Raw genomic sequence first — 11,882 nt, forward strand, 5'->3', positions numbered from 1 at the left:
CGCTACTTCTGTCCCGGTTTCCGGGCACGCCGAGGATGCCCCGAAAAAAATCCTCGGAGACCGTACAACCCTTCCCGCACCTCGCCGGTCGTACTTGGCATCAGGACTCTTGGAGGGGGATCTGGGGGGATCGCGGGGGTTCTGATGGGGAGGGGAAACCCGAGGGGCTCGGTCGACGGACCGGGCCCCTCGAAACGTTCCCGGGCTTCCTGTGGCCCGAAGCGTGCCTAGAAAAAGACCCCGCAGCGCAGCAGCACATTCGCGTACGGCCGTGCCTCGCCGGTCCGTACGACCAGCCGTGCCCCGGCCGACAGCTCCTTGAGCCGCTCGTGCGTGACCAGCCGCAGCTCGGGGAACTCCCCGTCCAGCAGCGCGGCCGCCGTGGGGTTCGCCTCGCGGATCTCCTGCGCCGCCGTCGCGCCCTCCACCACCAGCTCGGCCAGCAGACCGTCCAGCACTTCGGCGAACGACGGCACCCCGGCCCGGAACGCCAGGTCCACGACCCGGGGGCCGTCGGGTATCGGCATGCCCGCGTCGCACACCAGTACGCCGTCGCCGTGGCCCAGCTCGGCGAGGGCACCGGAGAGGTGGCGGTTCAGGATTCCGGCTCGCTTCATCAGGACCGGCCTTGCGAGGACATGCCGGATGCGCCGTCCGACTCGCTGCCGGGGGTCCGGGGGTTGTCCGCCGGATCGGCACAGCACAGGGCGTCGACCTCCGCCGCCGTCGGGAAGGACACCTGCGCGCCCTCCCGCGTCACGGCCACCGCGCCGACCCGGGCCGCGTACGCCGCAGCCTGGGCCAGGGACGCGCCCGTGCCGAGCCGCCACGCCAGCGCGGCCGTGAAGGCGTCGCCCGCCCCCGTCGTGTCCACCGCGTCCACCTTCACGGACGGCACCCGTGTCACACCCTGCGCGGACGCCACCAGCGCGCCCTCGGCGCCCAGGGTCACGACCACCGAGCGGGGCCCCTTCGCGAGCAGGATCCGCGCCCAGTCCTCGGGGGTGTCGCCCACCGCGGAGTCGCCGAGGATCACCTTCGCCTCGTGCTCGTTCACGATCAGCGGGTCGCAGGCCGCCAGCACCTCGGCCGGCAGCGGGCGGGGCGGGGACGGGTTCAGCACGAAGCGGCTGCCGTCCGCCAGGCTGCGGACGACCTCGACGACCGTCTCCAGCGGGATCTCCAGCTGGGCCGACACCACCCGCGACGCCTGGAAGAGGCTCGCGGCGGCCCGTACGTCCTGCGGCGTGAGCCTGGCGTTGGCCCCCGGCGAGACGACGATGCTGTTGTCCCCGGACGGGTCCACCGTGATCAGCGCGACGCCGGTCGGCGCGCCGCCGACCAGGACGCCCACCGTGTCGACGCCGGACTCCCGCTGCGAGTCGAGCAGCAGCCGGCCGTGCGCGTCGTCGCCGACCCGGGCCAGCAGAACCGTACGGGCCCCGAGCCGGGCGGCCGCGACGGCCTGGTTCGCGCCTTTGCCGCCCGGGTGGACGGCCAGGTCGGAGCCGAGCACGGTCTCGCCGGCACCCGGCCGACGCTCGACGCCGATCACCAGGTCGGCGTTGGCCGACCCTACGACCAGGAGGTCGTAGTCGTACATGTGGTTGCTCCCCTGATAGGTCCCCGTGATGACGGCGGCGGGCGGCCGTCGCCAGGTCCATGCTCCTGCAACGACCGCCCGCCCGTTCGCCGTTCCCCGATGCCGGTCCGATGCCTGCCGGATGTCGGCCGGACGTCAGCCGCCGAAGCCGGCCACGTTCTCCTTCGTGACCACCTTCACCGGCACCTTCACCATCTGCTCGACCTTCTTGCCCTGAAATGCCTTGAGCGCGTTGTCCACGGCGATCTTGCCGAGCTGGGTCGGCTGCTGGGCCACGGACGCGTACAGCGAGCCGCCCTTGACCGCGTTCAGACCGTCGGGGGTGCCGTCGAAGCCGACCACGGAGACCGACTTGCCGGCCTTGGAGCCCAGGGCCTTGATCGCGCCCAGCGCCATCTCGTCGTTGGCGGCGATCACGCCCTGGACGTCCGGGTGGGCCTGGAGCAGGTTCGACATCACGTCGAGTCCCTTGGTGCGGTCGAAGTCGGCGGGCTGCTGTGCGACGACCTGGATGCCCGGGTAGGCCTTGAGGCCGTTCGCGAAGCCCTGCGCGCGCTCACGGGCGGCGGAGGTGCCCGCCTGGCCCTGGAGGATCACGATCTTGCCCTTGCCGCCGAGCTTCTCGGCGACCGTCTGGGCGGCGAGCTCACCGCCGGCGACGTTGTCGGAGGCGACCAGGGCCTCGGTCTGCGCGTTGTTGACGCCCCGGTCGACGGCGATGACCGGGATCTTCGCCTTGTCGGCGGCCTTCACGGAGTTGCTCGCCGCGTCCGAGTCCACCGGGTTGACGATGATCGCGCCGACGCTCGAACTGGTGAAGTTCTGCAGCTGGTTGGCCTGCTGGGAGGCGTCGTTCTGGGCGTCCGTGACGGTCAGGTCGATGCCGAGCTTCTTCGCTTCGGCCTGGGCGCCCGCGCGGATCTGCACGAAGAAGGGGTTGTTGAGGGTGGACAGGGACAGCCCCATCTTCGGGTTCGACGACGAGGAAGAGCCGTTGTGCAGGAAGGAGGTCGCCCCCACGATCGCCACGGTGACGACCGCCGCGAGCGCGTACGTCCCCGCCTGCTTGCCCTTGCCGCCGCCCGTGCCGGCGGCCACCGGGGTCGCCCCGGCCTTGCGGCGCAGCGTGTCGAAGAGGACGGCCAGTGCGATCACGACGCCGATGACGACCTGCTGCCAGAACGCGGACACGTTCAGCAGGTTCAGGCCGTTGCGCAGCACCGCCAGGATCAGCGCGCCGATCAGGGTGCCGGACGCCTTGCCGGTGCCGCCCGCGAGCGAGGCGCCGCCGATGACGACCGCAGCGATCGCGTCCAGCTCGTAGCCGTCGGCGGCCTGCGGCTGCGCGGAGGACAGCCGGGCGGCGAGCACGACGCCCGCTACGGCTGCGAACACGCCGGACAGGGCGTAGATGGCGAGCTTCTGCTTCTTCACGCGCAGACCCGACAGGCGCGCGGCCTCCTCGTTGCCGCCGATCGCGTACATCGAGCGGCCGATGTAGGTCCGGCCGAGCACGAAGGCGGCGATCAGACCCATCACGATCATCACGAGCACCGGCACCGGCAGCCAGCCGCCGAGCGTGTCACCGAGGTGCGAGACGGAGTCGGGGAGGGCTATCGGGGAGCCCTCGGAGATCACCAGCGACAGGCCGCGGGCCACCGAGAGCATCGCGAGCGTCGCGATGAACGGCGGGAGTTTGCCGTACGCGATGAGGAAGCCGTTGACGAGACCGGCCGCGATGCCGGTCGCCACGGCCAGCAGCACCGCTATGAAGACCGGCACCCCGTGCGAAGTCGCGGTCCACGCGAGGACGGTGGCCGACAGCGCCGCCACCGAACCGACCGACAGGTCGATGCCCGCCGAGACGATCACGAACGTGACGCCGAACGCGAGGATGGCGGTCACGGCCGCCTGGACGCCGACGTTCAGGAGGTTGTCGGTGGTCAGGAAGTCGCCGGACAGCGCCGACATGGCGATGACGAGGACGATCAGCGCGGTCAGCGCGCCGTTGTCGAGCAGGAGTCGGCGAAGCCCCGAGGCGCCACTCGCGCCCGGCGTGCTCTTGAGCGTGTCAGTGGCCACGGGGGGCCTCCGTTCCGGTCTTGTCGGTGGTGGGGTTGCTGACGGCGAGTGCCATCACGGAGTCCTGGGTGGCCTCGTCGGCCGTGAGTTCGCCGGCGATCCGCCCCTGGGCCATCACCAGCACGCGGTCGCTCATCCCGAGGACCTCGGGCAGATCACTGGAGATCATCAGGACGGCGGCGCCTGCCGCGGTCAGTTCGTTGATGAGCTGGTAGATCTCGACCTTGGCGCCGACGTCGATGCCACGCGTGGGCTCGTCGAGGATCAGCACCTTGGTGTCGGCGAGCAGCCACTTGCCGATGACGACCTTCTGCTGGTTGCCGCCGGAGAGCGTGCGCACATGCTGCCCGAGGCCCGCCATCCGCACGCCGAGCTGCCCCGCGATCCGCGCGGCGGCCTCGCGCTGGCCCTTGAGGTCGACGAGCCCCGCGCGCGTGGCGGACCGCAGCGTCACCAGCCCGAGGTTCTCCTCGACGGACGCGTCCAGCACCAGGCCCTGGCCCTTGCGGTCCTCGGGGATGAGCCCGATGCCCGCGGTCATCGCAGCGTTGACGTCGGACTTCGGGACGGACGACCCGGCGACCTTCACGGCCCCCTTGTCGTACGGGTCCGCCCCGAACACCGCCCGCACGACCTCGGTACGTCCGGCGCCGACCAGCCCCGCGATGCCGACCACCTCACCGGCGTGCACCTCGAAGCTGACGTCGTGGAAGACGCCGTTGCTGGTCAGCCCCTCGACGCTGAGCAACGCGGCGCCCTGGTCGGCGCGTTCACGCGGGTACTGCTGCTCGATGGAGCGGCCCACCATGAGCCGTACGAGCTCGTCCTCGGGCGTGGCGGCGGGGACCTGCCCGACGCTCCTGCCGTCCCGGATGACCGTCACCCGGTCGCCCAGGGCGGCGATCTCCTCCAGGTGGTGCGTGATGAAGACGACCCCGACGCCGTCCTCGCGCAGCCGGCGCACGATCGAGAAGAGCTTCTCGACCTCCTCGGAGGTCAGTACGGCCGTCGGCTCGTCCATGATCAGCACGCGCGCGTTCAGGCTGAGCGCCTTCGCGATCTCGACCATCTGCAGCCGTGCGATGCCGAGTTCACGCACACGCGCGCGTGGGGACACGTTGACGCCGACCCGCTTCAGCAGAACCTCGGCGTCGGCCTCCATCCGCTTCCGGTCGATCATCCCGAAGCGACGCGGCTGCCGCCCCAGGAAGATGTTCTCGGCGACCGTCAGATCGGGGACGAGGTTGAACTCCTGGTAGATGGTGGCGATCCCGAGGCGCTCGGAGTCCTGCGCACCGTGGATGCGCGTCTCCTTGCCGCCCACCAGGATCCGCCCGGCGTCGGGCGTGTAGGCGCCGGAGAGCATCTTGATGAGGGTGCTCTTGCCCGCGCCGTTCTCACCGAGCAGCACATGCACCTCGCCGCGGCGCAGATCGAAGTCGACGCCGTCCAGGGCGACCACGCCCGGGAAGGTCTTCCGTATGCCCTCGATGCGCAGCAACTCGTCCGCGTTGCTCACGACTGGCTCCTGTTCGTTACGGGGGACGGCTCCGATGAAGCCGGTTGCTCGCCGCACGAGCGGCGTACGACGAGACGGGCGGGGAGGGTGACGGACTCGCCGGGCCGTCCCTCGACGCGGTCGACCAGGGCCCGTACGGCGGCCCGGCCCAGCTCGCCCGTCGGCTGGGCGATCGCGGTGATCGGCGGATCGGTGTGCACGAACCACCGGATGTCGTCGAACGCGGCCAGTGCGAGGTCGTCCGGCACGCGCAGCCCACGCGCGCGTACGGCGTCCAGCGCGCCGAGCGCCATCAGGTTGTCGGCCGCGAACACGACGTCGGGCGGCTCGGGCAGGTCGAGGAAGCCCTCGGTGACCCGGCGTCCGCTCTCGGCCTGGAAGTCGCCCTGGCCTATGTAGGCGTCGGGGAGTTCGAGGCCGTACGCGCCGAGCGCCTCCCGGAAGGCCTCCACGCGCTCCCTGCCGGTCGTGGTCGCCGCCGGTCCCGCGATGATCGCGAGCCGCCGGTGCCCGAGCCCGTGCAGATGCGCCACGAGGTCCCGTACGGCAGCGCGCCCGTCGGACCGCACCACCGGCACGTCCACGCCCGGGATCCACCGGTCCACGAAGACCATCGGCGTCCCCGCGCGGGCGGCGTCCAGCATCAGCGGCGAGCCGCCGTCGGTGGGGGAGACGAGGAGTCCGTCGATGCGCCGGTCCAGCAGGTTCCGTACGTGATGGTCCTGGAGGTCGGGCCGCTCGTCGGCGTTGCCGATGATGACGCTGTAGCCGAGCGCGCGGGCCTCCTCCTCGACGGAGCGGGCCAGTTCGGTGAAGTAGGGGTTCATCACGTCGCTGATGACCAGACCGAGGGTGTGGGTCTGGTCGGTGCGCAGGGAGCGGGCGACGGCGTTCGGGCGGTAGCCCAGGGTCTCCACGGCGGCCAGCACGCGTGCGCGTGCCTCGGCGCTGACCGACGGATGGTCGTTCAGAACGCGCGAGACCGTGGCGACGGATACGCCCGCCTCGGCAGCGACGTCCTTGATGCTCGCCATCGCCGCTCCACCTCCTTGTGGATCGTTCGTGGTCGATGCCGTCGTGGAATCGATTACATCGACGTGTACGGAGGATTGGAATCGATTACACGGCCGTTAATCAACCCCTCAACCACATCCCGAAACCGGATCGTGATGTCGGCCCAGTGCTGTCGCGGCGGGCTGCGGGACGGTTCACGCTGGAAGTGCGGGGGCGTTTCCCCAGGCCCCGTGCGGGCCGGAGCGGAGGGATCATGACGGCAGCGACTCGCGACGAGGTGCCCGTCGTCCTCGTCGGCGACGGCGTGGAGGTGCGCACCGAGGCGATCGGCGGCGGCATGTCCGTGAGCTACATCAGTCTGCCGGAGGGCACGGACATGGGCCCCGCCCTCAAGGGCCTCGAAGGGGACGCCTGCCCGTGCCCGCACTGGGGCTACCTGCTCAAGGGCCGGCTGCGGATGCTGACGCCCACGGGCGCGGAGTACTACGAGGCGGGGCAGGCCTACTACTGGGGGCCCGGCCATGTTCCCGTGGCCGTGGCGGACTGCGAGTTCGTCGAGTTCTCGCCCGCCGAGGACTTCCAGCGGGTCATCGACCACGTGAGGTCACAGGCCGGGTGACGGCTGCCGGCCGCGGTCCACGGTCTTCCCGCGCTGTCCACAGCCGCCCCGCGTTGTCGTACCCGACCGGTAGCGTCGGATCATGTCCAATCAGGCGGGGAGTTCCACGGGCGAGCGGCGACTGGCGGTGCTCGAAGGCGTCCTGGAGCGGATCACGTACGCCAATGAGGAGAACGGCTACACGGTCGCCCGCGTCGACACCGGCAGAGGCGGCGGCGACCTCCTCACGGTCGTGGGTGCGTTGCTCGGCGCCCAGGTCGGCGAGTCCCTGCGGATGGAGGGCCGTTGGGGCTCCCACCCCCAGTACGGCAAGCAGTTCACCGTCGAGAACTACACGACCCTCCTGCCTGCCACCGTCCAGGGCATCCGCCGCTACCTCGGCTCCGGCCTGGTCAAGGGCATCGGCCCGGTCTTCGCCGACCGGATCACCCAGCACTTCGGCCTGGACACCCTGAAGATCATCGAGGAGGAGCCCAAGCGGCTCATCGAGGTCCCCGGCCTCGGACCGAAGCGGACGAAGAAGATCGCCGACGCCTGGGAGGAACAAAAGGCGATCAAGGAGGTCATGCTCTTCCTCCAGACCGTCGAGGTGTCCACCTCCATCGCCGTGCGGATCTACAAGAAGTACGGCGACGCGTCGATCTCGGTCGTGAAGAACCAGCCCTACCGGCTGGCCGCCGACGTCTGGGGCATCGGCTTCCTCACCGCCGACAAGATCGCCCAGTCCGTCGGCATCCCGCACGACAGCCCGGAGCGGGTCAAGGCAGGACTGCAGTACGCGCTGTCGCAGGCCACCGACCAGGGCAACTGCTACCTCCCCGAGGAGCGCCTGATCGCGGACGCGGTGAAGCTGCTCCAGGTCGACACGGGGCTCGTCATCGAGTGCCTGGCCGAACTCGCCCAGGTCCCGGAGGAGGGCGGCGACCCCGGTGTCGTACGGGAGAAGGTGCCCGGTCCGGACGGCCACTCGGAGCCCGTGACGGCCGTCTACCTCGTCCCCTTCCACCGGGCCGAACTCTCCCTCTCCGCCCAGCTGTTGCGCCTGCTGCGCACCGACGAGGACCGGATGCCGGGCTTCCACGACGTGGCCTGGGACAAGGCGCTGGGCTGGCTGAAGGGCCGTACGGGCACGGACCTCGCCCCCGAGCAGGAGGCCGCCGTCAAGCTGGCGCTGACGAAGAAGGTCGCCGTCCTCACCGGCGGCCCCGGCTGCGGCAAGTCCTTCACGGTCCGCTCGATCGTGGAGCTGGCCCGCGCGAAGAAGGCCAGGGTCGTACTGGCCGCCCCCACCGGCCGTGCCGCCAAGCGCCTGGCCGAGCTGACCGGAGCCGAGGCCTCCACCGTCCACCGCCTCCTGGAGCTCAAGCCCGGTGGCGACGCGGCGTACGACAAGGACCGTCCGCTCCAGGCCGACCTGGTGGTGGTCGACGAGGCGTCCATGCTGGATCTGCTGCTGGCCAACAAGCTGGTGAAGGCCGTACCGCCGGGCGCGCACCTGCTCTTCGTGGGCGATGTCGACCAACTGCCCAGCGTCGGGGCGGGGGAGGTTCTCAGGGACCTGCTCGCCGTCGGCAGCCCCATCCCGGCCGTCCGCCTCACGCGCGTGTTCCGCCAGGCCCAGCAGTCGGGGGTGGTGACGAACGCCCACCGGATCAACGCCGGGCAGCACCCCGTCACCGACGGCATGAAGGACTTCTTCCTCTTCGTCGAGGACGACACGGAGGAGGCCGGCCGGCTCACGGTGGATGTGGCGGCCCGTCGGGTTCCGGCCAAGTTCGGCCTCGATCCACGCCGGGACGTGCAGGTCCTGGCTCCCATGCACCGGGGCCCCGCGGGCGCGGGCACGCTGAACGGCCTGCTCCAGCAGGCCATCACGCCCGGGCGCCCCGATCTCACGGAGAAGCGGTTCGGCGGCCGGGTCTTCCGCGTCGGCGACAAGGTCACCCAGATTCGCAACAACTACGAGAAAGGGAAGAACGGCGTCTTCAACGGCACCGTGGGCGTGGTCACCTCGCTCGACCCGGTCGACCAGCGCCTCACGGTGCTGACGGACGAGGACGAGGAGGTTCCGTACGAATTCGATGAACTGGACGAACTGGCGCATGCGTACGCGGTGACCATCCACCGTTCACAGGGAAGTGAATATCCCGCAGTGGTGATCCCCGTCACCACCGGAGCATGGATGATGCTCCAGCGGAATCTGCTGTACACGGCGGTGACCCGGGCGAAGCAGTTGGTCGTCCTCGTCGGTTCGCGCAAGGCGATCGGCCAGGCGGTGCGGACGGTGTCGGCGGGGCGGCGCTGCACGGCGCTCGACTTCCGGCTGGCGGGCTCCTGAACCTGCTTTCGACCCATCGCGGGGCACGCTTCTGACCTGGCGCTTCGCGAGGCGTCGAAAAAAATGATCGATCAAACGAGTCGTGAAGGTCACAGAGCCCTTCCAGATGGGGAAAACAGGGGGCAGGATGACAGGTTGGCGGCACTCAGTGCCGCCAATAGGCCCAATGGTCGACCCCGAGTGCACTCTCCTGAGCCGAATGGGGGAGGGTAGAGACAGTCAGGGCAACCTCGAAGATGAGGCACAACGTCGGTGAGGGAAGACGTGAGCGACAACTCTGTAGTACTGCGGTACGGCGACGGCGAGTACACCTACCCGGTGATTGACAGCACCGTCGGCGACAATGGCTTTGACATCGGCAAACTCCGCGCCCAGACCGGTCTGGTGACGCTGGACAGCGGATATGGCAACACCGCCGCCTATAAATCCGCCATCACCTACCTCGACGGCGAGCAGGGGATCCTCCGGTACCGCGGCTACCCGATCGAGCAGCTGGCCGAGCGCTCCACCTTCCTGGAGGTGGCCTACCTGCTGATCAACGGTGAGCTGCCCACCGTCGACGAGCTCTCGACGTTCAAGAACGAGATCACGCAGCACACGCTGCTGCACGAGGACGTCAAGAACTTCTACAAGGGCTTCCCGCGCGACGCCCACCCGATGGCCATGCTGTCGTCGGTGGTCTCGGCGCTGTCCACGTTCTACCAGGACAGCCACAACCCGTTCGACGAGCGTCAGCGCAACCTCTCCACGATCCGCCTGCTCGCCAAGCTTCCGACGATCGCGGCGTACGCGTACAAGAAGTCGATCGGTCACCCGTTCGTCTACCCGCGCAACGACCTCGGTTACGTCGAGAACTTCCTGCGCATGACCTTCTCGGTCCCGGCCCAGGAGTTCGAGCTGGACCCGGTCGTGGTCTCCGCCCTCGACAAGCTCCTCATCCTGCACGCCGACCATGAGCAGAACTGCTCCACGTCGACGGTCCGCCTGGTGGGCTCGTCGCAGGCGAACATGTTCGCGTCGATCTCGGCCGGCATCTCCGCCCTCTGGGGCCCGCTGCACGGCGGCGCCAACCAGTCCGTCCTGGAGATGCTCGAGGGCATCCAGACCAACGGCGGCGATGTCGACTCCTTCATCCGCAAGGTGAAGAACAAGGAGGACGGCGTCCGCCTGATGGGCTTCGGCCACCGGGTGTACAAGTCCTTCGACCCGCGCGCGAAGATCATCAAGGCGGCGGCGCACGACGTCCTCTCCGCCCTCGGCAAGTCCGACGAGCTGCTGGACATCGCCCTGAAGCTGGAGGAGCACGCGCTCTCCGACGAGTACTTCGTCTCGCGCAACCTCTACCCGAACGTCGACTTCTACACCGGCCTGATCTACCGGGCCATGGGCTTCCCGACCGAGATGTTCACGGTCCTGTTCGCCCTCGGCCGCCTCCCGGGCTGGATCGCCCAGTGGCACGAGATGATCAAGGAGCCGGGTTCCCGCATCGGCCGCCCGCGCCAGATCTACACGGGCGTGGTCGAGCGCGACTTCGTCCCGGTCGAGGAGCGCTGACACCTGCCGGTGGGGCGCCGCGATCGCCGGCGCCGTCACACGGATCCCGTATGCAGAGCCCTGCGCACGACTTCGGTCGGGCGTGGGGCTCTTGTGCGTGCGGGGTGCTTCTCGGGTCGGGGGCGGGGTCGGGGACGGGGGCTCTGGTGGCTTGCGCGGGAGCCGGTCCTCTGCCTGGTCGGCCGCGGCGTGGTCATGGTGGGTCGCGGCCAGGGGAGGGGCGTGGCTGCGTTGCGTGCGGCCGAGGGCGCCCGGGCGGGGTGCCTCTCGGTGTCCCGCCGGCGGGCTGCTGCTCCGGGTCCGGGCTTGGGGTGCCCCGGGTGGCCTGGGCCGGCGCGTACGGGAGTCGTCCCGTACTGCCTGGCCGACGGGCGGTGCCCTGGTCATGGTGGGTCGCGGCCGTGGACGGGGCGTGGCTGAGTGGCGGGCCGGGATATCGGCAGTTTGCCGGTGAGGGGCGCGGTGCTTCTCGGCGGCCGGTTGCTCGGGTCTCGTGTGCGGAGTCGTGCGGGTGGCTTCGGTGGGGGTCGGGTTCTTGGGTGTGGGGTGCGCGCGGCGGAGGGCGTCCTGGCGGGGTGCTTCTCGGTGTCCCGCCGGCGGGCTGCTGCTCCGGGTCCGGGCCGGGGTGCCCCGGGTGGCCTGTTGGGCCGGCGCGTACGGGAGGCGGGAGTCGTCCCGTGCTGCTTGGCCGGTTGGTGGGCGGTGCCGTAGTCGCGATGGAGTGGGGGCGGGGGTGCGAGGTCTGCGGGGAGTGCCGGCATCTGCCGGTGAGGGGCGGGGCGCTTCTCGGCGCCCGATCCTCGCGGGGGTGGCTCGGCCGGAGGCTGGGTGCCGGGGCGGCAGGGGCGCGGCGTCGAGGGACGCGACTCGTTCCGGGCGGGTGCGGATAGCAGAAGGCGCCCTGGCGGCGGTCCCCCCACGGGCCGACGTCCAGGGCGCCTTCCCATGTCCCGGTGCGGATTCCCCCCACGGGATCCGGCCGGGCGTCTGAGAGAACAGCGCCTGAATCGCTGTGTTACTGCCGTGCAGTTGAGCAAAACGAGCAGAACTCGCCGTACTACTGCTGTGTGCGGTCTGCCGGGACAGCGCACGGTCGGGAGGGCCGCTCAAAGCTTCCCGACGTACGTGCCCCGGCAACGCAACTCTGAGGAAG

8 protein-coding genes are annotated in these 11,882 nt (G+C 70.2%); 3 read left to right on the forward strand and 5 right to left on the reverse strand.

Features of this window, described 5'->3' with window-relative positions:
• Positions 1–227 precede the first annotated feature (227 nt).
• From rbsD to OG331_RS31555, 5 genes are all read right to left on the reverse strand, one after another.
• Positions 228–617 carry a D-ribose pyranase gene (gene rbsD, locus OG331_RS31535; RefSeq protein WP_406202435.1) on the reverse strand — a complete coding sequence of 130 codons (390 nt, stop codon included), beginning with the start codon at positions 615–617 and terminating at the stop codon, positions 228–230.
• Positions 617–1,603, reverse strand: a complete 987-nt coding sequence (locus tag OG331_RS31540; protein ID WP_406202437.1) for a ribokinase — start codon at positions 1,601–1,603, stop codon at positions 617–619. The genes rbsD and OG331_RS31540 overlap by 1 nt, the downstream gene beginning before the upstream one ends.
• 135 nt (positions 1,604–1,738) lie before the next feature.
• Positions 1,739–3,685, reverse strand: coding sequence for a substrate-binding domain-containing protein (locus OG331_RS31545; RefSeq protein ID WP_406202439.1), 1,947 nt, complete (start codon positions 3,683–3,685; stop codon positions 1,739–1,741).
• Positions 3,675–5,204, reverse strand: coding sequence for a sugar ABC transporter ATP-binding protein (locus OG331_RS31550; protein WP_406202441.1), 1,530 nt, complete (start codon positions 5,202–5,204; stop codon positions 3,675–3,677). The genes OG331_RS31545 and OG331_RS31550 overlap by 11 nt, the downstream gene beginning before the upstream one ends.
• Positions 5,201–6,238, reverse strand: a complete 1,038-nt coding sequence (locus OG331_RS31555; protein ID WP_406202443.1) for a LacI family DNA-binding transcriptional regulator — start codon at positions 6,236–6,238, stop codon at positions 5,201–5,203. Before OG331_RS31555 ends, OG331_RS31550 begins: the two co-directional genes overlap by 4 nt.
• 233 nt (positions 6,239–6,471) lie before the next feature.
• Between OG331_RS31555 and OG331_RS31560 the strand changes: the two genes are divergently transcribed.
• The 3 genes from OG331_RS31560 (at position 6,472) to OG331_RS31570 (ending at position 10,729) form a co-directional block, all read left to right on the forward strand.
• Positions 6,472–6,837: a hypothetical protein gene (locus OG331_RS31560; RefSeq protein ID WP_406202445.1), complete on the forward strand. Its 366-nt coding sequence runs from the start codon at positions 6,472–6,474 to the stop codon at positions 6,835–6,837.
• An 82-nt stretch (positions 6,838–6,919) separates the two neighbouring features.
• Positions 6,920–9,175 (forward strand): ATP-dependent RecD-like DNA helicase, encoded by a 2,256-nt coding sequence (locus tag OG331_RS31565; protein WP_406202447.1) that lies wholly within the window; start codon positions 6,920–6,922, stop codon positions 9,173–9,175.
• Positions 9,176–9,439: 264 nt separating this feature from the next.
• Positions 9,440–10,729, forward strand: a complete 1,290-nt coding sequence (locus OG331_RS31570) for a citrate synthase (RefSeq protein ID WP_406202449.1) — start codon at positions 9,440–9,442, stop codon at positions 10,727–10,729.
• The last annotated feature ends 1,153 nt before the right edge of the window (positions 10,730–11,882 follow it).

Origin of the sequence: Streptomyces sp. NBC_01017, from assembly GCF_045162795.1 — a bacterium.
In the GTDB taxonomy this organism is placed as follows: Bacteria; Actinomycetota; Actinomycetes; order Streptomycetales; family Streptomycetaceae; genus Streptomyces; species Streptomyces machairae.